Annotated in this window: 34 protein-coding genes; 30 read left to right on the plus strand and 4 right to left on the minus strand. The window is 44.3% G+C overall.

Features of this window, described 5'->3' with window-relative positions; all coding sequences use genetic code 11:
* Positions 1 to 61: 61 nt before the first annotated feature.
* From R7M72_RS02950 to R7M72_RS02980, 7 genes are all read left to right on the plus strand, one after another.
* Positions 62 to 349 carry a hypothetical protein gene (locus R7M72_RS02950; RefSeq protein WP_262580445.1) on the plus strand — a complete coding sequence of 96 codons (288 nt, stop codon included), beginning with the start codon at positions 62 to 64 and terminating at the stop codon, positions 347 to 349.
* On the plus strand, positions 346 to 567 hold the full coding sequence (locus R7M72_RS02955; protein WP_213963252.1) for a hypothetical protein: 222 nt from the start codon (positions 346 to 348) through the stop codon (positions 565 to 567). The genes R7M72_RS02950 and R7M72_RS02955 overlap by 4 nt, the downstream gene beginning before the upstream one ends.
* Positions 549 to 776 carry a hypothetical protein gene (locus tag R7M72_RS02960; protein WP_262580444.1) on the plus strand — a complete coding sequence of 76 codons (228 nt, stop codon included), beginning with the start codon at positions 549 to 551 and terminating at the stop codon, positions 774 to 776. The genes R7M72_RS02955 and R7M72_RS02960 overlap by 19 nt, the downstream gene beginning before the upstream one ends.
* A 54-nt stretch (positions 777 to 830) precedes the next feature.
* Entirely contained in the window at positions 831 to 2,918 is a 2,088-nt protein-coding gene (locus R7M72_RS02965) for a hypothetical protein (protein WP_318056028.1), read from the plus strand.
* A gap of 184 nt (positions 2,919 to 3,102) precedes the next feature.
* Positions 3,103 to 3,834: an AHH domain-containing protein gene (locus R7M72_RS02970; RefSeq protein ID WP_017635458.1), complete on the plus strand. Its 732-nt coding sequence runs from the start codon at positions 3,103 to 3,105 to the stop codon at positions 3,832 to 3,834.
* Complete coding sequence (locus R7M72_RS02975) at positions 3,834 to 4,409, plus strand: hypothetical protein (RefSeq protein ID WP_042522487.1); 576 nt, start codon at positions 3,834 to 3,836, stop codon at positions 4,407 to 4,409. Before R7M72_RS02970 ends, R7M72_RS02975 begins: the two co-directional genes overlap by 1 nt.
* A gap of 112 nt (positions 4,410 to 4,521) precedes the next feature.
* A complete protein-coding gene (locus tag R7M72_RS02980; protein WP_155396214.1) occupies positions 4,522 to 5,418 on the plus strand; it encodes a hypothetical protein in 897 nt (298 codons plus the stop codon).
* Positions 5,419 to 5,649: 231 nt separating this feature from the next.
* Here the strand turns inward: R7M72_RS02980 and R7M72_RS02985 are convergent, their stop codons facing one another.
* Positions 5,650 to 5,805: a hypothetical protein gene (locus R7M72_RS02985; protein WP_155396215.1), complete on the minus strand. Its 156-nt coding sequence runs from the start codon at positions 5,803 to 5,805 to the stop codon at positions 5,650 to 5,652.
* A 221-nt stretch (positions 5,806 to 6,026) separates the two neighbouring features.
* Here R7M72_RS02985 and R7M72_RS02990 point away from each other — a divergent pair, with 221 nt between their 5' ends.
* Positions 6,027 to 6,305 (plus strand): hypothetical protein, encoded by a 279-nt coding sequence (locus tag R7M72_RS02990; RefSeq protein WP_052484261.1) that lies wholly within the window; start codon positions 6,027 to 6,029, stop codon positions 6,303 to 6,305.
* On the opposite strand, the gene R7M72_RS02995 is transcribed toward R7M72_RS02990, so the two are convergent.
* A complete protein-coding gene (locus R7M72_RS02995) occupies positions 6,300 to 6,551 on the minus strand; it encodes an ogr/Delta-like zinc finger family protein (RefSeq protein ID WP_080773762.1) in 252 nt (83 codons plus the stop codon). The two genes, R7M72_RS02990 and R7M72_RS02995, sit on opposite strands and share 6 nt — an antisense overlap.
* A 169-nt stretch (positions 6,552 to 6,720) precedes the next feature.
* Here R7M72_RS02995 and R7M72_RS03000 point away from each other — a divergent pair, with 169 nt between their 5' ends.
* Both R7M72_RS03000 and R7M72_RS03005 read left to right on the plus strand, forming a co-directional pair.
* Positions 6,721 to 7,008 carry a hypothetical protein gene (locus tag R7M72_RS03000; RefSeq protein ID WP_042522484.1) on the plus strand — a complete coding sequence of 96 codons (288 nt, stop codon included), beginning with the start codon at positions 6,721 to 6,723 and terminating at the stop codon, positions 7,006 to 7,008.
* A 91-nt stretch (positions 7,009 to 7,099) separates the two neighbouring features.
* Positions 7,100 to 7,438 (plus strand): CopG family antitoxin, encoded by a 339-nt coding sequence (locus tag R7M72_RS03005; protein WP_042522483.1) that lies wholly within the window; start codon positions 7,100 to 7,102, stop codon positions 7,436 to 7,438.
* 64 nt (positions 7,439 to 7,502) lie between these two features.
* Here the strand turns inward: R7M72_RS03005 and R7M72_RS03010 are convergent, their stop codons facing one another.
* Complete coding sequence (locus tag R7M72_RS03010) at positions 7,503 to 8,513, minus strand: phage portal protein (RefSeq protein ID WP_042522482.1); 1,011 nt, start codon at positions 8,511 to 8,513, stop codon at positions 7,503 to 7,505.
* Positions 8,510 to 10,297 carry a terminase large subunit domain-containing protein gene (locus tag R7M72_RS03015; RefSeq protein WP_042522481.1) on the minus strand — a complete coding sequence of 596 codons (1,788 nt, stop codon included), beginning with the start codon at positions 10,295 to 10,297 and terminating at the stop codon, positions 8,510 to 8,512. Before R7M72_RS03015 ends, R7M72_RS03010 begins: the two co-directional genes overlap by 4 nt.
* A gap of 165 nt (positions 10,298 to 10,462) precedes the next feature.
* Between R7M72_RS03015 and R7M72_RS03020 the strand changes: the two genes are divergently transcribed.
* The 20 genes from R7M72_RS03020 to R7M72_RS03115 all read left to right on the plus strand — a co-directional run bounded on the left by R7M72_RS03020 (position 10,463) and on the right by R7M72_RS03115 (position 24,280).
* On the plus strand, positions 10,463 to 11,329 hold the full coding sequence (locus R7M72_RS03020) for a GPO family capsid scaffolding protein (RefSeq protein ID WP_042522480.1): 867 nt from the start codon (positions 10,463 to 10,465) through the stop codon (positions 11,327 to 11,329).
* Positions 11,329 to 12,351: a phage major capsid protein, P2 family gene (locus R7M72_RS03025; protein WP_042522479.1), complete on the plus strand. Its 1,023-nt coding sequence runs from the start codon at positions 11,329 to 11,331 to the stop codon at positions 12,349 to 12,351. Before R7M72_RS03020 ends, R7M72_RS03025 begins: the two co-directional genes overlap by 1 nt.
* Positions 12,344 to 13,060 (plus strand): phage terminase small subunit, encoded by a 717-nt coding sequence (gene gpM / locus R7M72_RS03030; protein WP_017821172.1) that lies wholly within the window; start codon positions 12,344 to 12,346, stop codon positions 13,058 to 13,060. The genes R7M72_RS03025 and gpM overlap by 8 nt, the downstream gene beginning before the upstream one ends.
* 108 nt (positions 13,061 to 13,168) lie before the next feature.
* On the plus strand, positions 13,169 to 13,633 hold the full coding sequence (locus tag R7M72_RS03035) for a head completion/stabilization protein (protein ID WP_042522478.1): 465 nt from the start codon (positions 13,169 to 13,171) through the stop codon (positions 13,631 to 13,633).
* Complete coding sequence (locus tag R7M72_RS03040; protein ID WP_042522477.1) at positions 13,630 to 14,118, plus strand: phage tail protein; 489 nt, start codon at positions 13,630 to 13,632, stop codon at positions 14,116 to 14,118. The genes R7M72_RS03035 and R7M72_RS03040 overlap by 4 nt, the downstream gene beginning before the upstream one ends.
* Positions 14,111 to 14,770: a phage virion morphogenesis protein gene (locus R7M72_RS03045; RefSeq protein WP_042522476.1), complete on the plus strand. Its 660-nt coding sequence runs from the start codon at positions 14,111 to 14,113 to the stop codon at positions 14,768 to 14,770. Before R7M72_RS03040 ends, R7M72_RS03045 begins: the two co-directional genes overlap by 8 nt.
* Positions 14,771 to 14,772: 2 nt before the next feature.
* Complete coding sequence (locus tag R7M72_RS03050; RefSeq protein ID WP_042522475.1) at positions 14,773 to 15,903, plus strand: DUF2586 domain-containing protein; 1,131 nt, start codon at positions 14,773 to 14,775, stop codon at positions 15,901 to 15,903.
* 3 nt (positions 15,904 to 15,906) lie between these two features.
* Complete coding sequence (locus R7M72_RS03055; protein ID WP_017821175.1) at positions 15,907 to 16,359, plus strand: phage protein; 453 nt, start codon at positions 15,907 to 15,909, stop codon at positions 16,357 to 16,359.
* 20 nt (positions 16,360 to 16,379) lie between these two features.
* Positions 16,380 to 16,586, plus strand: a complete 207-nt coding sequence (locus tag R7M72_RS03060; protein ID WP_042522474.1) for a TraR/DksA C4-type zinc finger protein — start codon at positions 16,380 to 16,382, stop codon at positions 16,584 to 16,586.
* A 4-nt stretch (positions 16,587 to 16,590) separates the two neighbouring features.
* Positions 16,591 to 16,800, plus strand: coding sequence for an HP1 family phage holin (locus R7M72_RS03065; RefSeq protein WP_017635442.1), 210 nt, complete (start codon positions 16,591 to 16,593; stop codon positions 16,798 to 16,800).
* The gene (locus R7M72_RS03070; RefSeq protein WP_042522473.1) at positions 16,787 to 17,377 is read left to right on the plus strand and encodes a lysozyme; all 591 of its coding nucleotides are present in this window, start codon (positions 16,787 to 16,789) and stop codon (positions 17,375 to 17,377) included. The genes R7M72_RS03065 and R7M72_RS03070 overlap by 14 nt, the downstream gene beginning before the upstream one ends.
* The gene (locus R7M72_RS03075; protein WP_052764199.1) at positions 17,352 to 17,693 is read left to right on the plus strand and encodes a hypothetical protein; all 342 of its coding nucleotides are present in this window, start codon (positions 17,352 to 17,354) and stop codon (positions 17,691 to 17,693) included. The genes R7M72_RS03070 and R7M72_RS03075 overlap by 26 nt, the downstream gene beginning before the upstream one ends.
* A 22-nt stretch (positions 17,694 to 17,715) precedes the next feature.
* Positions 17,716 to 17,904 carry a hypothetical protein gene (locus tag R7M72_RS03080; RefSeq protein ID WP_017635439.1) on the plus strand — a complete coding sequence of 63 codons (189 nt, stop codon included), beginning with the start codon at positions 17,716 to 17,718 and terminating at the stop codon, positions 17,902 to 17,904.
* Positions 17,897 to 18,178 (plus strand): putative phage tail assembly chaperone, encoded by a 282-nt coding sequence (locus tag R7M72_RS03085; RefSeq protein WP_017821180.1) that lies wholly within the window; start codon positions 17,897 to 17,899, stop codon positions 18,176 to 18,178. Before R7M72_RS03080 ends, R7M72_RS03085 begins: the two co-directional genes overlap by 8 nt.
* 32 nt (positions 18,179 to 18,210) lie before the next feature.
* Positions 18,211 to 18,363: a DUF6890 family protein gene (locus tag R7M72_RS03090; protein ID WP_017821181.1), complete on the plus strand. Its 153-nt coding sequence runs from the start codon at positions 18,211 to 18,213 to the stop codon at positions 18,361 to 18,363.
* Between the two features lie 30 nt (positions 18,364 to 18,393).
* The gene (locus tag R7M72_RS03095) at positions 18,394 to 20,373 is read left to right on the plus strand and encodes a phage tail tape measure protein (protein ID WP_042522472.1); all 1,980 of its coding nucleotides are present in this window, start codon (positions 18,394 to 18,396) and stop codon (positions 20,371 to 20,373) included.
* Positions 20,363 to 20,704, plus strand: coding sequence for a DUF2590 family protein (locus R7M72_RS03100; RefSeq protein WP_017635436.1), 342 nt, complete (start codon positions 20,363 to 20,365; stop codon positions 20,702 to 20,704). The genes R7M72_RS03095 and R7M72_RS03100 overlap by 11 nt, the downstream gene beginning before the upstream one ends.
* A complete protein-coding gene (locus R7M72_RS03105; protein ID WP_042522471.1) occupies positions 20,701 to 21,906 on the plus strand; it encodes a baseplate J/gp47 family protein in 1,206 nt (401 codons plus the stop codon). Before R7M72_RS03100 ends, R7M72_RS03105 begins: the two co-directional genes overlap by 4 nt.
* Positions 21,899 to 22,495: a phage tail protein gene (locus R7M72_RS03110; RefSeq protein WP_042522470.1), complete on the plus strand. Its 597-nt coding sequence runs from the start codon at positions 21,899 to 21,901 to the stop codon at positions 22,493 to 22,495. Before R7M72_RS03105 ends, R7M72_RS03110 begins: the two co-directional genes overlap by 8 nt.
* Positions 22,496 to 22,501: 6 nt before the next feature.
* Complete coding sequence (locus R7M72_RS03115) at positions 22,502 to 24,280, plus strand: phage tail protein (protein WP_193837611.1); 1,779 nt, start codon at positions 22,502 to 22,504, stop codon at positions 24,278 to 24,280.
* Positions 24,281 to 24,283 lie beyond the last annotated feature (3 nt).

Consider the following 24,283-nt stretch of genomic DNA (forward strand, 5'->3'; position numbering starts at 1 on the left):
TCTCCAAGCCTTTGCCCCTTTAACAGGGGGCTTTTTTCGTCTTAGCGTAGGAGCATAAAAGATGAATCTAAATGAAGTCGCAAACAAACTCGCGATCCAAACAACTATTAATAGTCTGTTCGCTTTGGCGTTGGATAGCTCAGATGTCATCAGTATTCGTATCGAGTACTCATCAAAAGTGAGCCTTCTCAACGTGATTGTGTTCGACGAAAACACAACGAATCACGCTCACAACGTTGTGTTGATTGATCAGGAACGAGCGCTAGAAGAACTACTGAATATTGAAGATTACCTGATTGAACGCATTGCTTTTCGTCGTGATGCAGTTGAAGCGGAGGATGCCGCATGAACAATAGTTCGAGTGAAGCCAGCCAGTTAATTGAAATGTTGAAAGACCGATTGGAAGAGTGTTGTGACTGTATCGAAGCTGGCTATGAGATTACGCGTTCTGCCGGATACAGGACTATTGATGCAGAGTTAACGGTGGAAGGCGGACGCTCTTTCATTGATGAGGCGAGTCGTTACTTAGAAGAACAGGAGCGTGAGTCATGCAATACGCCGCAATAATGCTTTGTCCAGCTGGCGGTGTTATCCGCCATGAAGAAACTCAAGAAGTTGCCAATGTAATAGTTGGTGATTTCGACTCATTAGACCAAGCCATCGAACAAGCGTGTGTTTCCCTTAGTTGTACTCATCTAAGCAAAGGTGTATTGAGCAAAGGCAACATGAAAGGTGGTTTCATGCTAGTGACGACTCAGGAATTGGAGGCGGTATGACGCACCCAAAGTTTACCGTTTTCTCTGTAGGTAAGGACAAACTACGGATAGATTATGAATCAGTCTGATCTTCTATATATCGGCGGGGCAGTGATGCCCCTGGACCGAATCAAAAATAATGACGCCAGCTATAATGCTGGTTTTTTAGGTTCCAAAATATACTCAGACCAAGAACAAGCACTTCTAGATAGTGGAATGGTCAAAAAAATAGCGATATATGACCGCGTTCCCAACCGAAAGTCCAAGCGCGAACGAGATCTTCAAGAGAGAACTGACTTTTATAAATCTGTAAATTATCTCTCTGAACACGACCGCGAAGCGGCGGCGAGAATCGCCGAAGAGTATAGGCTAGTCAAAGGGCGCAAAAGTCCGACAGAGAAATTTCGCCACAGAAAAGACAAGCAAATTAAGCAATTGATGAGTCTGAGCAAGTCTCTACGCCCTAAAAGTATCATCAGTAATGCCGACGCCAACTTCAGCCATGATGCTTTGTATGAAACGAACGAGCGCTCCAAACCTGCCATTCTCAATCAGAATGGAAAACGAGGACAAGGCGAACCTAAAAAGATTCCTATTTCAATGCAGCTAATGCACCGGTCTTGGAATGAAACTTATAAGTTTCAGGCGGTAACCGAAACGCCATCTAGTGCTGCGCCTGCGGAAAACAGTGGTGAGAGGTTTTCGGAAAAGCTGACGTCCCGTTCTGTTTCTAAAATCTTTGAGGCAGGGGCTTACACTGCAGCTTGCCATGGTGGTTTCTCTACTTTTCTGACGCTGACTTTCACCAAGGCACAACGGATGGCCATATTCGGCGGAATGTTGGATGGAAGTGAGTGTGTCAGTATGGGATCGCATCACCCAATAATCTATAAGCGCAACATGGTGACAATACATCCCAAGCGCGGCGAAAAGAAAGTTGACCAACCAATCACGGATATTGGTGGAGAATACTGGCTGTTTCCAACCTCAGATAGTAAGCGTGTTAAAGCTATGAACCAGGGCAGTGTCATAGCCGGGCCGTATTGCGATCTTAAACAAAAGCCCAAGCAAGAGTTCTCGATGGAAAAAACCTTAGAGACAACGATAGGTAAAGAAGTCTCTCGTTTTCTTGATGGCGCAAAGAAAATGTATCAACGTGGCTGGGTTGCGGATCATACCATCCAAGTTGATAAAGATAGTGGACGAAAGTACTGTGATTTATCCCAGGAGAAAGTTGCTAAACATGTTCACCCCAGCGATGTTGGCCCAACTAACTTGCCTGCTGATTTCCATTACATATGGGTAGCCGAGTGTCCAGCTAATGAAGATGGAGAGCCTAATCCACACGTTCATATTTTGCTACGTTGGACAGTACCAGAGCATCTCTTTAGTCCTTGGGCTAAGCGACTTGAAAAGATATGGGGGCACGGGTTTGCGAAATTAGAGCGAATCAAAAAGCCAAAAGCCGCCGGTTCTTACATTATCAAAGCAGTCGGTTATGCCGCTAAAGGTGAAAATGCTGACCAAGGGCTAATCAAGGGAAATCGATACAATATCGCGAAGTGCTCAAGAGCTCCTGCCTGGGAAACTCTTGCTTCGTTTGAAGCTGGCAATATGACCGCAATAATTAAGGAGTTGGGCTACAAACTTGAGCAATGGAAAAAGCCAATTAAGCGGCAAATTCGCAAGCTACGAAATGCCAAAGAGCAAACCATTAAGGCCAAAGCGATCGCCAAAAAGCAGCAGAAACCTGAGGAATATCAGAATAAGCTTTATCAGAGAATCATCCGTTTGGAAAAGCAGGCCGAAAAGCTGAGGCAGAACTTGCATAGCAGGGGAGTGCACGTGAATACGAACAATCGCTTCTGCATTACGTTTGAAGGAGAACTGGCTAAAGATAAAGTAGACAAGTTTATGGTTTGGGCTGCTGGTGCAAGAGGGTGGTCATTGAATTGCAGAGATTTGGACCTGAGCGATATAAAACAAGACGCGAGCCACTTCTATCAATCTGAATATCAGCGATTTAAGGAGAATCAGTCCTATTGGCAATCACTATTACATGAATCTATACCACACATGGAAGTTGATGAAAGTGAGCTTTCTTATTGGTATAGCATTACGGCAGATTATCTTGAGGAGCGGCTTTTTCCAATATTGAGTTAGTCCGGTTTGTGTCGTCATAAGAACTTAAAGGTTAGAGTAGTGAACCGCTATTTCTTAAAGTTGATTTAAAATGCCATTGCTTGCATAAAAATCTGAGCTGTAGGCCACATAAAGGCTATTGATTATTTGCTCGTCAGTTATGTGAATGTTATCCAACGGCTTTGTTTGTTCGAGGGATACGAGTATGAAGCATAATTTGAGTATAGTTGGACGAAAAACGAATCGTCCAAGTAATCCAACTGCAGCTGAGTTGGCCTTAGATCGTTTTGATGCGTTAGTCGACGATTTCTATAGCAAGTATCGTGTGGCTCCACCTGCGGGTGAAACTGAACAGCAAAGAGCAAAACGACTGCAGTTTGAAGCACAAGACTTGAGGTTTTTGAAAAAAATGAGGATTGAACTCATTGCTCATGCTCGAGTTGAAGATATGCAAGCTAAGTTACAATCGTACTCTGCAGAAAACTTAAAAAAAAATGCGAAAGAGTTGTTCGTTGAAAAGCATCATCCGACGACGAAACTAGCTAATAATCTAACCGCTGCAGGAGAGCCTAAACCGACTAAAAACCATGAGCCTCACCATATCATTCCTGGCTCGGGAAGGTTTAGAAAAGCAGAAATGAGAGCCGCAAGGTTAAATTTGCACATGCATAAAATTGGCATAAATGCGCCCGTAAATGGTGTTTGGTTAACAAATTATGCGAAGCATACGGACTTTAACTGGGAAGCACCTAAGTCTCCGGCTCACCGTTCGATCCATACATTTAATTATGAAACTTGGATTAGTTCCAAATTTTCGAAGGGTATTCCGAGTAAACAGCACTTTGAGGCTAACTTACTTCGGGTCAAAATGGAGTTAAAGAGTGGCACCTACCCTAAAGAGGTCTTGGAAGCTAAGAATGAAGTTTGGAAAGGATGATGACGGTTTATAAAATTACAGATGATTTAACTAAGTTTCAGTCGGTATGTTCTGGCCCAGATGAAATCGCTACCCAGTTGGGGGATTTCGACTATTTTGAGAGAATCTTATTGCAGGCTGTTGAAAATAAATCTCTGAAAGATATTTGGAAGCCTGTGGAGGTCGAGTTTGAAGATGTATTAACCGATAACTCTGTATTGCCTGATATTAGCTTATGGTTACGAACATATCTTGTTTTATCTCCGAGGGCCTATGAAGCTTTAAATCGTTGCTTATCTGAAAGCGGGGATTTTTTACCTGTCAACTATCAAGGTGAACAATGGTATTTATATACATCGCTGACTTTTGGAAAAGAAGATAGACAAAAGAGTGTAGAGAAGATCTCATATGGAAGCCCTGACGGGTTAGAGGTTCTTGCGTTCATTGATGATGATGTTAAAGATAAAGTGATCTTTAAATCAAGATTAGAAGGGGCTAGCAACTTATACTGTACAGATAGGTTCAAAGCTATGTGTGAAAAAAATCAGCTTAATGGGCTCGTATTTTCTCCTAGTCTGACAGATCCATTCAGTTAACGAATGGCTCATTTTTAAATTCCCTTCGTAAAGAAAGCAGAGCGACAGCTCTGCTATGCAAGTTCGTTTAGGATATATAACTCCGATTTATGCCTCATTAAGTAAAGTGCACATGACCCAACTCAATCAAAGTCAAGTTTCAGAAATCAAGAAAAACACTACTACGAAGAAAACTCTATTCGACCATATAGCATCATATAACTTCATCTATCTTTGTTCTTTTTATATATATTTCTCTGGTGCTCTCTATTTTTATGGCTATATGGGCGAAATTGGTTTTTCCGGTGCATCTCTAGATAGTATCTTTTCGCCTTTGATTTATTCCCAGGTCTTCTTAGGAGAGGTCTTTAACAAAGCGTTGTTAGCTAACTTGAGTGTACTGTTATTGTTCCCTTTGGAAGTATCACTTCTAGCAACTAGTATTTTTGTGCTCTTCGCTATCGCTTTTAAGTACAAAGTATTGAAGAGCTTTTTTTCAAAGGTTAACAAGCTATGCTGTAAAAAGAATGAAAAAACGCTACTGGAAAGAAACCCTGTCATAAGTGCTCTACTTACTTTTCCTATTGTCTATTTTGGCCATTTAGCGAGCTTTATGGCGGTTGTACTGCTCTCCGCGGTTGTCGTAGTTCCACTTTATTTTCCTTATAAAGTGGGCTCATTATCGGCTCAAGCATTTGTCACTACCGATGATGGAAAAGTTTGCAAAAATATATCTTGGGACTTGCCAAAGTATCAAGACCAAAAAATAGTCTTAAGTTGTGAAACAATACCTCTTAATATTCCTCAAGGACAAGTTTCAGGAGTCATAATACATAGCGATTCAAAGTATATGTATATGGTAACAAATAACTTTTTGCTTCGGGTTAAAGACGGGAATGTTGCTTCGTGTATTTCTAAACAAGTAAACCCTAGCAGAGCTAAGTCTGGTACCCTTGAACAAAGAGACATTTCTGGACAAAAAGTCTCTCCTACTTGTGAAGGACTCTTAAGCTCAAAAAAAGGTAAGTGATTTCTTTGTGGTTTGTAAATCCCGTTTCCTAGTAGGAGCGGCAACAAGCATTACAACTGGGGGAAACTAAGCGATTAATTGCTTGATAGATAGAATCTAAGACCAGCTTTACATTTTTCGTTGGGTATCCTTTAGCCTCAATGTATCTATATTTCCGTGCTATTAAAAAGGTGGCACAGGAAGACAAACTATCATCAAGTGGCACCTTTAAATATTTCTAGAGGCTAAGTATTACTTAGCTTTACACTCGTTGCATTGTTCTTTATTTGGCTTTGTGTTTGTTCTTTCCCAGCCAGCAGCAGGGTGGGCGTTTTTTGAACAGTTCTTTTCCCAGTGGTATGTGTCGCTGCTAGTCTTATGGTAGTAAGGTGCGCTTGGATTAGACATTTGTTATTTCCTTATATCCCTCTCAAATAGTAATAATATTGCAAATAGACCTATCGAGGGTTTAATAGACCTATTTGAAAAAAATTGTATATTAATTAGACATTGATGCAACCTGATTCATACTGGTGATTTCGTAATGTGAGCTTGATTAACCTTTCGTTTAGATCGCGCAAAACTACCTGATGGGTGAGTTGGATCTAAAAACCACTGTGGAAAACTGTATGAATATACAGTATATTTCACTGGTGATTGGTAAGGGTGGTGATATGTCGAATAAAAATCAAAACGATATCTTGTTGTCTGCTTTAGAAATCGTCATTGATGGAGTGGCTAGTAGTGAAGCAACAGAGAGAACTCGAGCGGCGGGTGCATATATCGCCGGCTTAATACTGGCTGATACAAAAGGGCAGTTGGACCCTAAAAAACAAAAAGCCATCTTGAGCATTGTCGAGATGGCTTCTGAAGTAGATAGCACGGCGTTTATACAAGATTCACTATAGTATCGAAAGTTGATGTTTGAGCTGTTGTCGTGCCTCTGGCGGCAACGCCTTACATAAATCAAAAGCCATTTGACTAGTTGTTTTTGCCGATGGGCTTAAAGTGTGACTATAAGACAAGTTCATCACAAAACTATGTCCGCATTCTGGGTCACTACAACTGCAATATAAATCGGCATGACTATTGGATAGTCGATTGGATTTTTGAATTCGGCTTTTACAACCACACTCCGGACACAATACTCTCATACAAGCACCTAACTTATTGACTGACAAGATTATTATATGACCCTTTACTGTTTTTTTATACAGTAAATGCAGATCAAGTTTTTACTTATTCTCCTTGATTGTATATACAGGCTGTATATACTGAGTATCAAGATTAATAAAAAAACATTTCATTGGCTAGGAGACGAAGGTGTGTCTTGTAATCTCTACCGAAGTTAGAAAGAAGTTAAGAACAAAGCACGATGTTATAGAGCAAGAAATTGTAGAGTGTTTTGCAAACAGAGAGGCTGGTTTTCTCAAAGATATACGTGAACAACATCAAAGTGATCCACCAACTCTTTGGTTTGTTGCCGAGACAGATTATGGAAGAAAACTGAAAGTTGTCTTCATTTATTTTCCTGATACCAACAAGTTTGTTATCAGAACCGCTTATCCTGCTAACCCAACAGAGATAAGCATATATGAAAAACATTCATAATAATTTGAATGAAAAATAAACTAATTATAATAAAGCAAACTCACCCTTGCAGTGGTTAAACACCGCAATACAGGTGTTATGGAGAGACCTAATGAGCACTAAACCTAAAAAGATCGAAAGTACCATTGAAGCATGGGAAAGCGGTCAACTAGGCCGTGATGCAGAGTATGTGGAAAAGGTTACAATCGATACATCTGCTATCGATGACACTTTATCATTGCAAATGATATCAATAAGACTTCAAAAAGGTCTATTAGATGACCTAAAAGATATCGCTCAAATTAGAGGGATTGGTTATCAGCCTTTGATTAAGCAAGTTCTAAAACGATTCGTAGATGCAGAAAAGAAAATGATCCTTCGAGAAATGGCGCTTGAAGAGGCAAAGAAGGATCTTGACAGCCAGGCTGAACCAATTAAAGCTTGTGGCTAAAAAGATTCCCGCAACTCCTAAAAAGCCCTACCTTACTGGTAGGGCTTTTTTATTGCATTAGCCTCTAAGCTAAATTGAAATTAAGGTGCAAACTCTTGGGTATGTCTGGGTCAGAATTCACTTCATCCATAATTAATTCGCATACGGGGATGATTTCGTCTTTGGCATACTCACTACCAATTTTGACGGGGTCACCCAGGTTAGTCGTTCCCTGGGGAATGATTCCTGCTTTTCCTATAGGGAAGCGATGGCCTACGAGAATATCTTGCGCAGTGATGTTTTTGATTCGCTCAAATTCATCTTTTGTCGCGATATCGCCCACCGGGATTAGCTGAATCCCTTTTTCTGCACCGCCTGGAATATTAACAAACATACTTCTAAAGTTACCCACCCCTTTGGAGCTCGCGATTTTTTCCTTCAGCATTTGTTCGTCGTCATCACTAAGGTTTGGATCCGTGGCGTAAAAAATGAATCCCATGTGTGCACCGTTCTTGTAATAGCGACGACGAAATAGCGTTGCATCACGGTTTAGTAAGCTACTTTGTAAACTACCTAGATAGTCAGGTAATCCATAAACTTGTTGCTGCAGATCTTCTTGAGGCAAAAAAATGATGTCATTCTCTTTGTATACTCGTTGCTTGTTGTCTCGCTCTAGCAAAACGAAGTCCCCATTTTTACGTCTACGTAGATACATGGTCGGTAGAGGAAACAAGCGCACAACACGCTTGAAGTGGTCGCGGATTTTTAAAAATGCGGCATCACCAAACGTGAAGTAGTTATTACAAAAAGATTGAATCTGCCGACGTCTTGAACCGCCACCTGAAATAAAACGGGCAGCAACATAATTTGCTCGAGCTTTAAGTAAAGACCCGTGATAGGCGTTTGCACGTGAAGTTTCTGCTAAGCCCTGGCGTGAGATTGGAGGTTCCCAGTAACCATCAGTGTCGTTATAGAAAAGCTCAGAATATGAAGTCATCCAACTGGTTGAGTCAATTGCCTCAGGTGTGGAGTCAAGGTGATAAACCGATTCCACATGTTGCTCCTGTTGTACTAGTTTGTCTTTTTGATTGTTCATGCTGCAGTCGCCCAGGTTGATTTCGTTGGTGTGTTGTGGTCTAGCGGCTCATTGATAATGGCGTGTGAAATGGCCCAAAACGCATCAGCGTGGCCTGTTGTTTCACTTCGCTCTGCTTTAAAGGTCATAGCGTTACCGCTATTGGTCGGCACTCGTTTAATCGCCATAAATGCCATAGCAATGTCTTTGTGTTCGGCATCAAACTGCAGTCGTTTTGCTTCTACGATATCGATCATCTTCATTACTAGGCGATTCTTGTTTTCGTTGCTGTAATGTATGGCGTGGGCCTCACGAGGGTGCTTTTTCTTAATTAAGTCCCAAACACCGCCACCAATGCCTGTAGTATCAACGCCTATGTAAGTGACTTTGTAGCGTTGAAATACCTTTTCAATTTCACTCACGTGGTACTGGAAGTTAAGCCCTTTCCAGTAGTGCTTCTCTAAGACACGAAACTTTTCACCTGCAACTGCCGGTGGAGCTATTACGACCAAACAAGCATTGTCTCGCGTTCGGCTAGGGTCATAACCCAACCATACTTCACGCCCGGCAAACGGTGATTTTGTTTTCGGCTTGAAGTCCTGCCAGTGGGCAGAGTCAACCATGCATTTTTCGAGGTCAGAGAATTTGAATACAGACAAAGAGCCGTCGACGAAGATACACATAAACAGGTTATCGAAATCGTCTTTACTGTATTCGTCCTTCAGTTCTTCAATATCAAATAGTTCACAGCCGCCTGCAGCAGCGTCTTCAATCGTGACGACATATCGCCACTGCTTATCAGGGCAAAGTACACCCCCATCGCGATATTCATCGAACGTTGGAAACTCAATTTTGGCGCGTGAGTTTCTGCCTTTTCGCCATTGGTCGCCCGTCCAAAACGGATATGCCTGGTGCATTTTCGATGATGGTGTCGAAAAGTAGGTTTTACGCCATTTTTTATGGGTAGCCATTGCCGAAGCGAGTTTGTTTAGTTCGTCAAACTTCGGTATCCAGAAATACTCATCAACATAAACATGGCCGTGGTAACTTTGCGCGGTTTTGCTATTGGTAGATAAAAAACGAAGTTCAGCACCATTGGAGAGAATGATCGGGTTTCCAGTTAGCTCTATGTCTAAGAACTCTTTTGCAATAGCAATGATGTAGCTGCGGAAAACTTCCGCTTGAGCTCGTGATGCTGACAAAAAGATCTGGTTATCGCCGGTCAGAATCGCATCTTCTAACGCTTCACCACTGAAGTAGTAAGTTGCGCCAATCTGGCGGGACTTAAGAATGTTTCGAATACGCTGTTTTATGTTGTTGCGCATTACATGCTGATAGGCAAACAGGGAGTCATGCCATGTGACAAAGTCATCTTCACTCAGTTCGCTGATGTCATTCTTTTTACTTTTACGTTTCTTGGTAGATTTTGAATTACTGCTAGATTTCTGGCTGTTACGGCTATTTGTACCGTCGTGCTTTTTATTCCCTGTATTTAAAGGTTGCTCACCTTGCTGCTTTTCTTGTGCCCTTTGTTTCTTTAATGCAGCGTGATGCTTGATAAGCCGATCGAGCATGTCTAGTTGGTTTTTACTGGGGTCAACAAGTTCAAGCAGTGTTTGAATTCGATTTGCTATCGCTTCATCAATGGTTTGTTCACGCAACATATCGCGCCAACCGAATTTATCTGCCCAGTAATAAATGATGCGCTCATTATTCAGGTTCAGTTCGGTAGCGATTTCACGTGGCGTCCAAGCTTTCAAATAGAGTGCTCGGGCGGCTTGTCGTATTTCGGGAGAATATGCCATAAGCGCATCATACGCGCCGAAAACTTGCAGATGACTAAGTAAAGTTCGGATGAATTCGGATAGTAAATGTATCCGAATTACAAGGAATTGAAGTAGCTGAAACGACACATTCAAAGGCGTATTGTTTGCTCGAACCGTATGTGATTGACAAGTTTGAGTACAAAAATGCCAAAGATTAGTGAGTGGAAAATCATCGCGACAGAAGGACCGACCGTCGACGGGCGTAAAATAACCCGTGATTGGATTGAGCAAATGGCCGCTAGTTATTCGATGGATGAGTACACCGCACTAATTTGGCCTGAGCATCGTCGATTTTACGGTTACGGTGAAAACTGGGGCCGAGTGGTTGAAGTAAAAGCGGAGGAACAAGGCGGAAAATTACGTCTGTTCGCCAAGCTAGAGCCGAATGACTATCTGCTTGAAGCCAACCGTAAAAAACAAAAACTATTCACATCTATTGAGCCAAATCCCGACTACAAGGGGGAAGGGCGTTGCTATCTAATGGGCCTAGCTGCGACTGACTCCCCAGCCTCCACAGGAACATCGCTCCTTCAATTCTCTCGTGTTCATGGGCAAACCACCGAGATCAAAGCAAGCCATTTAGAAGAGGTGGACTTTTCAGATTGCTTTACTCGCAAAGACCGCTTTTTTGCGGCATTCAATGAATTTTTCTCTTCTGACGATGAAGAGCCAGAAACGCTATCAACAGCAGAGGGCACCAACGTGACCGAAGAACAATTAAAAGTCGCACTAAAAGAGCAGTTTTCTGCTTTCAAAGGTGAGTTTAAGCAAGAACTAAAAGAAGAGTTCAATTTGCAAAACACACCCGATCAACCAGAAACACCAGAAGTAGCAACCAAAGATGCGACGGTCGAGCAGTTTTCCGCTGCGCTGGAAGAAAAGCTAAATCCGTTGTTTGAGAAAGTGAACGGACTAGAAACTAAGTTTGCTGAACTCTCACAAGAAGTCCCTGACCAGGAACCAGATCCATCAGGTGCTAGTGAATCTTTCTCATCTAAGGAGATGTTTTAATGCTGAACGCACTATCTACCAGTTATTTACAAGAGTTTTGTACAGCGACGTTATCCGCCGCAAATGCTCCGCAAGGTACACAGTCGTTTAACTTGACGCCCCCAATGGAAACTAAGCTACGTCAAGCAATTATGGAATCGGATGCTTTCCTAGGAATGGTTTCATTGCTGCCAGTTCAGCAAATCAAAGGTCAGGTTGTTGATGTTGGTGATGATGGCCTTTCGACCGGTCGATCTGGTTCGGGACGTTTTAGCGTGGAAGTGGGCCAAAGTGGTAATACCTACGAGCTTACAAAGACAGATTCAGGAGCACACATCCTTTGGGAAACTATGACGCAATGGGCAAACTCTGGCTCTAAAGGTCACTGGTTGAGCATGATGAAAAGCGCGATTTCTCGTCGTTTTGCATTGGATATGTTGCGTGTCGGTTTTAACGGTACGTCTATCGCAACTAATACGGACCCGATTAAAAATCCATTAGGCCAGGATGTAAATAAAGGTTGGCTCACGATTGTTAAAGAGAAGAGATCTAGCCAGGTACTCGCATCAGCAAAGCTTGACCCAACAGGCACTGTGACTGATTCATACAAGAATCTTGATTCACTTACGCAAGATCTAATCAACACGACGATTGCTCCCGAACATCGTCAAGACCCAGATCTCGTTGTTTTAGTTGGGTCGAATCTAGTCGCGGCTGAGCAGCACCGCTTACTTGAGGCTGCCGATAGTCCAACAGAGCATAAAGCGGCCCAAAGCCTAGCCAAGACAATTGCTGGCAAAAAGGCTTACACACCACCATTTTTCCCGGCTGATCAACTTTGGGTTACCAATACCAAGAACCTACAGATTCTGACGCAAGAAGGCACTCAGTGGCGTAAGCAGAAAAACGATGAAGATGAGCTTCGTTTCAAGCAAAACCATATCCGTATGGAAGGTTACGCTGTGGGAAATCTTAAAAAGTTCGCGGCTATCGAATCTGTTTCAGTCGTCGAATCAGCCACTGCAGAGGTGATGAATGGCTAGTCCTTTAGCAAGGCAGCGTCGTCAGCTTCTAGAAAATCAAGTCAGTCATTCTGCATCGAAGCTGAGTGCTAGTGCAAATACCGAAAGCCTGCACATCAAGCTGATCGATTTTGAAGAAGACCGCAAATATCTAAAACAGCTCAATGCTATCGAAGACAAGGTGAAACATAAGCGTGATGTTTTGGTGCCCAAGTACAAACCGTACGTGGAAGCTTACCTAGCAAAAGGCGAAGTATTCGAGAACCCAATTTTCACCAATATGGTTATCTGGTTGTTCGATGTCAACGACATGGAAACCGCGATTGATTGGTGCTTGAAAGCCATAGCGCTTGATTTACCTACACCAGATAACTTCCGACGTGACTGGCCAACCGTGTGCGCCGATGAAGTTTTAGCTTGGGCGGAAAAAGAGTCTGGCAGAGGACACTCTATCGAGCCTTATTTCAGCGCGGTTTTTGAAAAGGTTGAGAGCGAATGGCGACTACACGAAGAAGTGCATGCTAAGTGGTACCGATTTGCTGGGTTGCACTTACTTCGAAATGAAGAAGGACAACCGCAACCGACGTCTATCGGTTGTTTAGATACCTTGGAAAAGGCCTTGTTGCTACTGCAGTGTGCTCATGAGAAGTACGCCAAAATTGGGGTGAAAACCAAAATTGGTCAGGTAGAACAACGTATTCGAGCGATTAAAGACAACAAAAACTTGTAACAGCTCCTACGCCGCCGAGCCTCGGCTGGTGAGGTAAGAGTGCCAATAGGCTAACTCAATACCGTCGACCCAGTGGCTAGAGGCTCACTTATTAAAAGAGGAATAACGATGTTTACGGGATCTTCCGGTTCGGATTATCAAGCGACAGAAATCACCAATGACGGTTTTTGGCCGAACATCAATGCCGGTGATTTTGAAAAGCGTCGCGGTATTCCTGCTGCTCAAGACTCAGAACGTATTGCTATCGCTCTAGTTAATGCTGTTTCGGAAGTGAATCAGCAACTCGAAGACTTAAAAGCTAAGTATCAGGAAGAGGGGCATGCAACTGCTGGCGATGTTCCTGCTTTTCCGAAAATGAATGATAAAAACCGTGTTGTATATCAATACGAATCAGCAGTATTTGCGAGAGCCAAAGCAGATTTGCTGCCGGACATTGCAACTGTTCATACCAAGGACAAGGGCGATCACATCGCAGACAGAAGCGTAGAGGTGCGCACTGAATTACTTTCAGAAAGTCAGCGCATTATTCGAAATATGAAAGGGCTGAACCGTTCATCGGTGGATTTGCTATGAGAACGCAATACCAAGCAGGTTACAAGCTGCGTGATCTAAACGCATTTTTAATCAGCGTTGTGGGCGACAAGATAGCCAAGCGCATGGAATGTGAAATGGGCAAGGTTGAGTTGAAACTAGAAACCAAGCACATGGGCCATGGTTTTGACCTGCTGTATCAGCGTTATGTTGCTGACTTCTACTTCGACAAATTCCCTTTCAAAGAATACGACCCAGCGGTGCTGTTCGCTAATGTTGGAGCGTGGTTGATGGACAACGATTCTGACCGTTTCCGCATCGAAGACTTAGACGACCCATACGTAGACGTAGTACTGGAAGATGAGAAAAACGCCGAAGTGTTGGTCTCTGTCATGTTTGAAGAACCCGTCAAAGTGGCTGCAGACCCCGACGGGCCAATCTATTGGAATGGTCAACGCTGGAAGATTGAAGAGTACGAGATTTGGCAGGCGGAAAGGCTATCACATGTAGTTCTCCGCAATGTATGAGATACGGGCCGATAAGCGCAGTTATTTGCGAGTTAAAGAGCAATTCGAGCTGCTAAAGCTTGAGAAAAAAGCCAGAGCCCGAGTGCTGAAAGAGCTTGGTAAATACATCACTAAAACGACCAAAAAAAACATTCGAGCACAGCGTGACCCAGACGGTAAAGCGTGGTCAAAGCGCAAAAACGGCAGGCGAAAAATGCTTAGAGGTTTCACTAAGAAGCTAAAGCATTTTCAAAAAGACAATAACCGGGTTTTGGTTGTTGGTTGGCCATCAAGACGAGGAACCGTTGCACTGGCTCACCATACAGGTGAAGCAGAGGAAAGCGGATTGCAGCAGCGATTCAAGCAAGCCAAGAAAGCGAAAGAACCAAAGAAAACCGACCCGGCAACGAGAGAGCAAGCAAAAGAGTTACGCGATTTAGGTTACAGACTTCCGCCCCAAGGCAGGCAGAAGAGAGGCAAAAAGCCAACGCTCAAATTCATTACTCAGAATATGACCGTCGCTGAAGCCGCAAAACTGATTAGTGATCTGGAAAATAAAACGCCATCACGTAAGTGGGAAGTAGATCGCCCAGAACGCCGATTGATAGGCATTAGTCCGAAACGGGCAGCAATGATTATCAAGCGGGAAATGAATCGAAATAGGAGCAACTAAACATGGCATGGCCTACCGTCATTATTAACATTCTGAACATGATGCGCGGACCGATCCCGGGCGTTGAATTTCACTTTCTGTTTGTTGTGTACGGCACAGTTGCAGGAACAGAGCGCAACCTAATTATGGTGGATAACACCACGGATTTTTCAGACAGCGCGTTCGATAACATCGACCCTGTACACATGCTTACGCTAAAAGCTGCTCAGTTAAATGGGAAACAGAACTGGACTGCCGGTGTGATCGTTTTAAACCCATCAGATAGTTGGCAGGCTGCGGTTTTTAAAGCCAATGAGACATCAAGCTTTGAAGCTGTTGTGTTGGATAAGCCAAATACTGGAGCGTCCACTCTTGAAGATGCAGTCGCATTTCGCCATGAACTTAAAGCCAAGCTTGGACGAGAAGTTTTCATGATCTGTTCCTTACCAGGAATTAATGATTCCGAGGACGGTGAAACATGGGCCGAGTGGTTAGCGCAAACGGTGAATGTGCCAAAGAACATTGCAAGTGAATACATCACCGTAGTGCCACAAGTACACGAAGGAAACTCTACAGTTGGCATTTATGCAGGTCGGTTGGCCAATCAAGAAGTATCTATTGCTGACTCACCGGCACGAGTAAAAACAGGCAGCATTCTCGGCAGTATGGCATTAGCAAAAGATAAGGATGGAAAGCCATTAGAGCTAGCAACACTTAAAGCACTAGAAGCTGCTCGAATCGCTGTACCGATGTGGTATCCGGACTATCCGGGGCAATATTGGACAACTGGACGTACGCTAGATGTCCCTGGTGGTGATTATCAAGATATTCGTCACATTCGTGTCGCCATGAAAGCAGCACGTAAAGTGCGGGTACGAGCAATTGCACGAATTGCTGATCGAGAATTCAATTCCACACCAGGCAGTGAAGCCAGCGCAAAGCTGTATTTTACTCAAGACCTCCGTGAAATGGCGGTAGTGAAAAAAATTGGTGATTACGAGTTCCCTGGTGAAATCAAACCACCTCAAGACGATGACATCACCATTACATGGGTTAATAGTGAAGAAGTTGAAATTCTACTCGCAGTTAGACCTTACGAGTGCCCAGTGAAAATCACCATCGGCATCATGCTCAATCAACGACTAGGGGAGTAAACAATGAATTCTCGTTATACAGGGCGAAGCTTCGACATAAACATGCTGGGGATTTTGGTTCATGTGGAGTCGGCTACAGCAACCATCAATGATGAGTCTGCTGTTGATAAAGAGCGCGGCATTCCCACTGGATTTACTCATGGAGCTGTGAGTTGTGATGTTGAGTATGAGCTGGACTTGAACAACTTCCGTAAGCTTCAACAAAAAGCTCGCGAAGCTGGCAGTTGGCGCGGTATTAAGCCACACGACTGTATGTTCTATGCAAATACTGGCGATGATGAAGACAAAGTAGAGCTGTTTGGTGTGAAGCTTCAAATCTCAGATTTACTTAGTGTTGATCCAAACAGCAGTGATAAAACCAAGCGCAAGCTTAAAGGCTTTGTGACGAGCCCTCACTTTGTTCGCATTAATGGCATCTCATACCTAAGTAATGATGATACCCGCGGTTTGCTTTAAGCCTATCAGAGAGAGAACGAATGCCTGACTTTATCGACCATGCTAGTAGTAACGAAACCAAGTTTACTGAAATGGCAATCGCAAACCAGCTTAAACAGTCTGTGAAGACAAGCGAACGAGAGAGTGCAAAAGAATGTCTTGAGTGTGGTGACCCTATCCCTGAAGGGCGTCAGATAGCTATAGCGGGGTGCCAGTTTTGCGCCCCTTGCCAGGCTAATTTGGAGTAACGATATGAAAGATTGGTTCGACAAATTAACCAGTGGAGTTGCTTACCTTGTGTCATTGGCAGGAATGACTTTCAGCAAGCTGACATTTGAACAGTGGTATTTCATTTTATCACTAGTGATTGGCCTTGCAGCGCTGGGATTGAACTATTGGCACAAGCGAGCAATGCAACGTATTGCTAGCGAAAAAGGAGTAGCACTGAGTGAAACTGACTAAGCGCATCATTTGTTCTGTCGTCGCTGTGATCGGCTTGGTAACAGGTGGTACGGCTGTTTATGGACCTGAATTGACGCAGCCCATTGGGCAAGTTGTGGTATCGGAACGAGACTTAGGAGCGCTGCGCATCACCCCTAAAGGACTGAAGTTGATTGGTGATGCAGAGGGATGCCGGCAGAACCCTTACGTTTGTCCGGGAGGTATTCCTACGAATGGAATTGGGAATACTCATGGTGTGCCAGATACGCCAATCACATTGGAGCAAGTCGCGATCGACTGGGTGAAAAATATTCAATCGGCCGAACGATGTGTGACCAATGCAGAAAGGATTTCAGGAGCGCAAATGAGCACGGGTCAATTTGACGCATTTACCAGCTTTGTTTTCAACTTCGGGTGTACCAAGTTTCGCAAAAATAAGGACGGCTCTGACACTCGGATTTACGCAGCAATCAAACATGGCAATTATCCCAAAGCCTGCGGTCACATTACGGAGTGGGTAAAGAGTCAGGGCGTTGTACTTAAAGGACTCGTCACTCGAAGAGGATTAGAACGTGATCGCTGCATGGAAATGGATTAAGTGGATTGGTCTTGCGGTGTTGGTGACGACCATCGCGGTGCTGAAGCTGCAGCTTCATACCGTCAAAGCAGAGAAAACCACATTAAGTGAAAAGCTCACCAAGGCAGAAGCAGACAACCAAATCAACTTAACCACCATTGAATTTTTGAAGGGTGAAAGTGAGCAAGCTAACAACATGTTAGTTCAGCGGCAACGGCAACACATAGCAGCAGAGGAAAAACTCAATGCAGACCTGGCAGCACTTAAAACAGAGCTGGCAAACGTTCAGTGCCATATCCCTGCCACTGTTACTGACCGCCTGCGCGAACCCTACTGAAACCGTCGCAACGCAGGTGTTCATGAAATTGCCACCTGCTGGAATGTTGGTGCCCTGTTCAAAACCACAAGTTCAAGGGACATGGCCAGAAGTGGTTACCGACGACATTCCCAAGCTGAAAAACGCACTGACTGAGTGTGATAACCAGATTGAAGATTATTTGCAATGGCGTGCTAAGCACGAAAACAAGAAGAGAAGTAAAAATGACTAAACCTACCTTTACATCAAAACCTGTCGTAGTCGCTATCGGTGGCACTGACTTCGTATTTACGCCAACGGTACAGGATGCAAATAACTATACCAATGACATGATGCCTAACAACAAAGTCGCGCCTGCCTATACGTACTTAACGCGTACCGTGAACCCAGAGCAAAAAGATGAGCTCACTGAGTTACTTGATAGCGTTCCTGGCTTAACTATCGAGCTTTATGCCACGGTCAGTAACGCTTCTAAAGGTGGTATCGAAATCACACTAAAAAAATAACAGATAGGGCAAAGCGGATTGAAGATAATCCTTTGGAACAAGCCTTTGCCCTTCGTCGTCATTTTTTGCCGAGTGAGCCAGACGACGAAAGAAGTTTAAGTCGCGCTATCTGGCTGGACAAACACCAGTTCGAACGCGAAGAAAGAGCGGTAATGAGTGCTATCAGCCGACTGTTTAGTCATTAACAGACATAAAGAGCGAGTGAGTATTACGCGATGAGCATGGAAAAACTGTTGATGCACATAGCGTTGGTTGATCAAGTCACCAAGCCGTTGCAGGGGATTACTAAAGAAGTACAAGCTTCGATGGATGCTGGTAAGCAAGGCATGCAAAACATGGCGGCAGGTGGTGCGGGTTTAGTCGCCACGGGCTTTGCTATTCAAAATGCGCTGATGCCAGCGATTGAAATGGATAGAAAGCTAGGCGAAGTGAAGTCGTTAGGGGTTCTGGATGAGGATCTCACTAAGCTTTCAAAGACCGCACTTTGGACATCGGCACAGTACGGGAAATCCGCCACAGATATTGTCGGCGCCTCATATGATATCAAGTCAGCATTTGGTGATATTGATGGAGACAACCTTTCTGACATCACCAAAAGCTCTGCCGTTTTAGCTGCTGCGACTAAGGCTGATACAGCAACCATTACGGATTATATGGGCACCATGTATGGTGTTTTCAAAAATCAAGCTGATGAAATTGGGGTTGGAATTTGGTCCAAACAAATTGCCGGCATGACTGCGCAGTCTGTTGAAATGTTTAAGACTACAGGCGCAGGCATGAGTAGTGCTTTCACTAGCATCGGAGCGAATGCGACCAGTGCAGGAGTTGCTATCGAAGAGCAGATGGCGATTTTAGGCACCCTTCAATCAACCATGAGTGGCAGCGAAGCGGGTACCAAATACAAAGCATTCTTGGCGGGTGTGGCCAACGCTCAAGATAAGCTCAATTTGTCGTTTACCGATAGCCAAGGTCAGATGCTGCCTATGCTAGATATTCTTGAACAATTGAAAGGTAAATATGGTGACACCTTAAGTGTTGCTGAAGCGGCTGATTTGAAAAAGGCATTCGGCTCAGAAGAAGCCGTTAGCATGATTAAGTTATTAATGGCTGATACCGAAGGACTCGCAGGCAGTATTGACCAACTTGGTCAAATCGAGGGAATGTCGAAGGCCGAGCAAATGGCCAGCACTATGACAGATCAGTGGGAACGGTTAGAAGCGGCATGGTTTGCGGTTCGTGCAGCGGTATTTGGTGCGATTCTTCCTTCAATCAATTCGGTTGTAGGCAGCATGGCTGACGGCTTAATGGTGCTTGTTGGTTGGACGGACCAATTTCCTTGGCTTGCTGAAATTCTTGGTTATGTCGCTATCGCAGGCCTGTCTCTTGGCGGGGTGATTGCAACATTGTCGCTTGCCATGGGGATCGGGCAAATGATGTCTGCTGGTTGGACGGTTACCATGACGAGTTTAAATAGCATCATGAGACTACTGCGTATTAGTACGCTGGCGAGTACTGCTGCTGCATGGCTATTTAACGCCGCGCTTTGGGCCAACCCGTTAACTTGGGTTGTCGCTGGTATAGCGCTGCTTATAGGTGGTATTGCTGCGGCAATCTATTGGTGGGACGACTTAACCTCCGCGTTTAAAGATACGGCTTGGTTTGATGTTATTGCTCATGCTATCGAAGGGCTCGTTGATTTACTCAATATGATCCCAGGTGTTGATATTGAACTGGGGAGCCAAATTGAAACGCCAGAGATGACAGCGGCCGTCCAAGCTGAACACAGTACTCCTATATCACAGAACCTAACTCCGGGTGATGCATCAGAAGTTAAGCAATTAGAACTACTTCAACCTCAAATGAGTTACGAGTCTGCGATAGCGACGAACCAAGACGTTTATGGATATAAGCCAGAGCAAATGGCGCCGTTCAAAATTGCAGAAAGCCAGGTTATTTCTCAGCCAAGCATCAACGTTGAAGCTCCAAATCTAGATAATCAATCACCTCAACCGTTTATCGAATACAAAGGGAAGCGCAACGAGCCACGATTGCCTCCTCAAGTGGTGAACAATATGAAAACAACCAATCACAGTGATGCTAGTCGAGTTCGCTCTTTTGGCGACGTGTATATCACTGCCCCTAACGGAATAACACCAGACCAATTAGCCGAGTGGGATGAGCTCAATGTGGGGTAACGACTTAACAGAACGCAAGCGCTACAACGATATCAAAGTGGTCGAGGGTGGCTGGGATATGGACGCAGGCCAACAGCCTAAAGAGTGCAGTGATTTATACAGCATCGCGCAGGACATTAAGCACGCGATCATGGAATCAGGATTGGCTCGCCAATTGGTTGCAGAAAGAAACCCAGCGTTACGCGCTGATGTAATGGTGCAAATTGAGCAACTTGCTGAGAGAGATGTAAGAGTGGTACCGGGTTCAGCGACAGCAAGAGAAACAGAAACTGGTGATATCACCTTAACCGCTAAGGCTTATGAATATGGGGAACTTGAGGTGAAAGTATGAGTAAACGACCAAGTACGGATTTTGTTCAGGTGCTAAGTGAATCGGGTGTGCCAGTTACCGAAAAGGACTTTGAAACCAAACTAAAACAAGAAGTCGTGGGGGCTGGTAGTAAGGTTTCGAATGACTCCGAAATGTCACCGTTTTGGCGTTGGGTTCGCGCTGCAGTGGTCACGCCATGTGTTTGGCTGACTAGACATCTATTGGCTCAGCACGTTATGCCCAATATGTTCGTGGCAACCGCTGAGCGTTGGGCTCTGGACCTAAAAGCATGGGAGCACAATATCGCGCCGAAAGTAGCTCAAAGAGCACAAGGCTACATCACACTAACTAAAGCAAATGCTGCTGATGCGGTGACGATTGAGAAAGGGGCGGTTATTCAAACGCTACCTATAGATGGCGTTATGTATAAAGTTCAAGTTATTGAGCCTGGAATCATCGAGGCTGGTCACCTAAAGGGTAAGGTGCTTGTCGAAGCACTTGAAGCGGGCTCCGCGTTTAACTTGCCGGCGGGGTATTTCAACATTATTCCTGAAGCGATACCGGGCATTGTTGATGCGGTGAATGAACCTGACTGGCTCTCTGTACTCGGTGCTGACGCAGAGACTGATGAAGAGTTAGCGCTTCGTATTCAAAATGCCTTTACTAGCTCTGGTGAATGGCACATCGATGATGTGTATCGCTCTATCATCGCCAGCGTAGCGGGGATCCGAAGTGATAACATCTATTTTAGAAATACAGGGGACATAACCCCTGGTTCAGCAGAAGCATTGATTTTGATGGAAGTGGGACCAACCCCGCTAACCGTTCTTGAACAGCTAAATGAGCACATAATGTCTAAAGGGCATCACGGTCATGGTGATGTACTTACCTGTAAAGCCATTCCCGATACGAAACATGAGATCACGGCGGATGTCGTCTTAGCTGAGAACTTAGACAGCGCCACCAAAGTGAATGAACTTCTTGAAGTGGAAGAGAGGATTAGAGCGGCTTTTCGAGAAACAGCAGCTTATCCAGAAATGACACGCGCGAAACCTGAGCATCGTTTTAGCTTATCTTTGCTTGGTACTGAGATACATACCAACATGACGGAAGTTGAATCGGTAAGGTTTACCGTAGACGGAAAAGTCCAAAAAGACATTATCAGCAAGCTAGAACAGCCTCGCTTGAAATCACTCACAGTTAAGGAACTCGTGGATGTCTGAGTCTCGAAATTACGACCAAAGCCGACATTCCCCTCGCTTACCCGAAATTGTGATCCCATGGTGGCAGGACGGAAGAACGACGGCGGATGAAGTCAAAGAACCTCACTTTTTATCTAAAGGCGTTTTTTCATTCTTCCGGATAGTTTGGAGCAGCCTACTATTTCCGCTTCGCCAAATGGATGCGTTGACCTGTAACGAAAAAGCATTGGAATTAATGGCATGGGATAGAGATATCAAAAGGTTTGAGAGTGAGCCACTTTCACTGTTTCGAAAGCGAGTGAAATACGCAGAAGTGAACGCCAAAGACGCAGGTAGCGTAGCGGGCTTCAAGCGGATTTTTGAAAGGTTAGGCATTGGTATCGTTAAGTTCAAAGAGCGTCAAAACGAAGTTCAGTGGGACGTTTGTACTATTGAGCTAAGTGATGGCGATATCTCGCAAAACAGCAAGTTGGTTCAAGTGCTCATAGAGCAATATGGGAGAACTTGCCGTCGATATCGATTTGAAGTCGTTTATCCCATTCAGGTGCACATTCGTACGGCCTGTTTCAGCCAGAGTCAGCAGCTATTTAGTGCAAAACTAGAGGAATAATACAGTATGAGCCAGACCATTATCCCTGCTCAGTTTGAGCGCTATTTAGTGGATAAAATTACAACGGGTAGTACGACAGACATGAACGAGTTTGTGTTTGCTCATATTCCTAACTTAGACGCTGAATCACCGATTGACCGAGCCCTAGGTCTGCCTAGTGAAGCGTATATCGTGCATCGTCAAAAAGTGGACCAGGCTGCGCGACTTAATAGTAATACATTGGTGTATTCCGTCATTCTTCAGTCAACCACACCGAGTTTTAAGTTCAATGCGATTTACCTCCATGACAAGCATGTTGAGAACTCCTGTGGCTTGATCGTGTATAAGAACACGGAAACTAAAGAAGAAAACATGACCACTATTAAGTCCGTCGCGCAGGAGTACAGTGGCGCTGCAGCGATAGCAAATATTCATGTTGAACCAGGAACTTGGCAGATAGATTTTCATGGGCGCTTAATGGGCATTGATGATGATTTACGTTTGGCGAATCTTGACCATTATGGCCATTCGGCCTTTGTTCGTGGCTGCTCGGTCGTCGCTAAAGGAAAGTCAAACACGTTTGTTGTTAGTCCCGGAGTTGTTTATGTCTCAGGGTTACGTGTTGAGCTGTCAAAAAAAGAGGTGGTGGTCAGTGATGGCATCCCATGTGGCTTGTACTTAGATGTGGTACGCCAAGGCAGCGCACTCTCTCGTTGGGAAAACATAGCGACAGTAAGAAGCTCAAAAACAGAACTCAGTAATTACGTTGATGAAAATGGTCAACAGCATTACATCGCTCGACTTGCTGGCATTGACTCCCATGGCAATGTTACTGATTGGCGCGTGTGGGATGTTATCACTCAGCAACAAGCTGAAGCTGGTGAGGATGAATACCGTAGCCTATGGAGTGCAAAGCGAGTCTTTCAGTCTGTCGCGTCATACATCAACAAGAATGTTAAGAATGCCACTAAAACAGCCTCCGGTTGGATGAGTGCAAGCGATAAGAAAAAATTAGACGGGATTCAGAGTGGGGCTCAAGTCAATGTAGCAACTAACTTGAGCGTGTCTCGCAACGCCAATTCTCAAACGGTTAATAGCTCTACGGGTAAAGATGCCACTTTAAGTGCCGCAACAACATCGAGCGCCGGGGTTATGACCGCAGCAGACAAGAAGAAGCTGGATGGCATACAAGCTGGAGCGCAAGCGAATATCGCAACTAACTTGACGGCATCTCGCAACGCCACAACTCAAACGATCAAGAGTTCTACGGGTAAAGATGCGGTTTTAAGTGCGGTGACGACATCTCATGCAGGGGTAATGACGGCAGCAGATAAGAAAAAGCTCGATGGAGTTGCCACTCAAGCTACGAAAAATCAAACAGACGCATACTTAAAGAACCGAGCTAATCATACGGGCACTCAAGCTATTTCTACTATTCGAGGTTTACAAGAAGCACTCAGTAGTAAATCAAATACAAAGCGGTCAATTTTATGGAATGGAAGAGCGCCAGGTGATACGAAGCTAAAAACGTCAGAGCCTATTACGAACTTCGATTTCTTGATAGTGACAGCTGAAGGTGGTTATGCAGCGGCGTCAGGGCTAAGTCTTAGCGCGATTGTTGATGTGCAATTAGCGATGGAGCTGGGCCAGTTTTATATCATCTTGCAGAGTGATGGCAAGTACGGGTTTACCTTGACATGTAAAGAAGTTCAATCGGTTAGAGGTGGTACTTCTCTAAAATACGATGGCGTGACCGCCTATTCAGGTGAGCATTATTTGAGAAAGATTGTGGGCGTTAAGGTGTAAGGC

The organism is Vibrio sp. YT-18, from assembly GCF_033337345.1.
GTDB classification, from domain to species: domain Bacteria; phylum Pseudomonadota; class Gammaproteobacteria; order Enterobacterales; family Vibrionaceae; genus Vibrio; species Vibrio alginolyticus.

Bases quoted from the DNA above. Each gene is read 5' to 3' on its own strand.
- R7M72_RS02950 (WP_262580445.1), top strand. From the start codon at position 62: ATGAATCTAAATGAAGTCGCAAACAAACTCGCGATCCAAACAACTATT.
- R7M72_RS02955 (WP_213963252.1), top strand. From the start codon at position 346: ATGAACAATAGTTCGAGTGAAGCCAGCCAGTTAATTGAAATGTTGAAA.
- R7M72_RS02960 (WP_262580444.1), top strand. From the start codon at position 549: ATGCAATACGCCGCAATAATGCTTTGTCCAGCTGGCGGTGTTATCCGC.
- R7M72_RS02965 (WP_318056028.1), top strand. From the start codon at position 831: ATGAATCAGTCTGATCTTCTATATATCGGCGGGGCAGTGATGCCCCTG.
- R7M72_RS02970 (WP_017635458.1), top strand. From the start codon at position 3,103: ATGAAGCATAATTTGAGTATAGTTGGACGAAAAACGAATCGTCCAAGT.
- R7M72_RS02975 (WP_042522487.1), top strand. From the start codon at position 3,834: ATGACGGTTTATAAAATTACAGATGATTTAACTAAGTTTCAGTCGGTA.
- R7M72_RS02980 (WP_155396214.1), top strand. From the start codon at position 4,522: ATGACCCAACTCAATCAAAGTCAAGTTTCAGAAATCAAGAAAAACACT.
- R7M72_RS02985 (WP_155396215.1), bottom strand. From the start codon at position 5,805: ATGTCTAATCCAAGCGCACCTTACTACCATAAGACTAGCAGCGACACA.
- R7M72_RS02990 (WP_052484261.1), top strand. From the start codon at position 6,027: ATGAATATACAGTATATTTCACTGGTGATTGGTAAGGGTGGTGATATG.
- R7M72_RS02995 (WP_080773762.1), bottom strand. From the start codon at position 6,551: ATGAGAGTATTGTGTCCGGAGTGTGGTTGTAAAAGCCGAATTCAAAAA.
- R7M72_RS03005 (WP_042522483.1), top strand. From the start codon at position 7,100: ATGAGCACTAAACCTAAAAAGATCGAAAGTACCATTGAAGCATGGGAA.
- R7M72_RS03010 (WP_042522482.1), bottom strand. From the start codon at position 8,513: ATGAACAATCAAAAAGACAAACTAGTACAACAGGAGCAACATGTGGAA.
- R7M72_RS03015 (WP_042522481.1), bottom strand. From the start codon at position 10,297: ATGGCATATTCTCCCGAAATACGACAAGCCGCCCGAGCACTCTATTTG.
- R7M72_RS03020 (WP_042522480.1), top strand. From the start codon at position 10,463: ATGCCAAAGATTAGTGAGTGGAAAATCATCGCGACAGAAGGACCGACC.
- R7M72_RS03025 (WP_042522479.1), top strand. From the start codon at position 11,329: ATGCTGAACGCACTATCTACCAGTTATTTACAAGAGTTTTGTACAGCG.
- gpM (WP_017821172.1), top strand. From the start codon at position 12,344: ATGGCTAGTCCTTTAGCAAGGCAGCGTCGTCAGCTTCTAGAAAATCAA.
- R7M72_RS03035 (WP_042522478.1), top strand. From the start codon at position 13,169: ATGTTTACGGGATCTTCCGGTTCGGATTATCAAGCGACAGAAATCACC.
- R7M72_RS03040 (WP_042522477.1), top strand. From the start codon at position 13,630: ATGAGAACGCAATACCAAGCAGGTTACAAGCTGCGTGATCTAAACGCA.
- R7M72_RS03045 (WP_042522476.1), top strand. From the start codon at position 14,111: ATGTATGAGATACGGGCCGATAAGCGCAGTTATTTGCGAGTTAAAGAG.
- R7M72_RS03050 (WP_042522475.1), top strand. From the start codon at position 14,773: ATGGCATGGCCTACCGTCATTATTAACATTCTGAACATGATGCGCGGA.
- R7M72_RS03055 (WP_017821175.1), top strand. From the start codon at position 15,907: ATGAATTCTCGTTATACAGGGCGAAGCTTCGACATAAACATGCTGGGG.
- R7M72_RS03060 (WP_042522474.1), top strand. From the start codon at position 16,380: ATGCCTGACTTTATCGACCATGCTAGTAGTAACGAAACCAAGTTTACT.
- R7M72_RS03065 (WP_017635442.1), top strand. From the start codon at position 16,591: ATGAAAGATTGGTTCGACAAATTAACCAGTGGAGTTGCTTACCTTGTG.
- R7M72_RS03080 (WP_017635439.1), top strand. From the start codon at position 17,716: ATGAAATTGCCACCTGCTGGAATGTTGGTGCCCTGTTCAAAACCACAA.
- R7M72_RS03085 (WP_017821180.1), top strand. From the start codon at position 17,897: ATGACTAAACCTACCTTTACATCAAAACCTGTCGTAGTCGCTATCGGT.
- R7M72_RS03095 (WP_042522472.1), top strand. From the start codon at position 18,394: ATGAGCATGGAAAAACTGTTGATGCACATAGCGTTGGTTGATCAAGTC.
- R7M72_RS03100 (WP_017635436.1), top strand. From the start codon at position 20,363: ATGTGGGGTAACGACTTAACAGAACGCAAGCGCTACAACGATATCAAA.
- R7M72_RS03105 (WP_042522471.1), top strand. From the start codon at position 20,701: ATGAGTAAACGACCAAGTACGGATTTTGTTCAGGTGCTAAGTGAATCG.
- R7M72_RS03110 (WP_042522470.1), top strand. From the start codon at position 21,899: ATGTCTGAGTCTCGAAATTACGACCAAAGCCGACATTCCCCTCGCTTA.
- R7M72_RS03115 (WP_193837611.1), top strand. From the start codon at position 22,502: ATGAGCCAGACCATTATCCCTGCTCAGTTTGAGCGCTATTTAGTGGAT.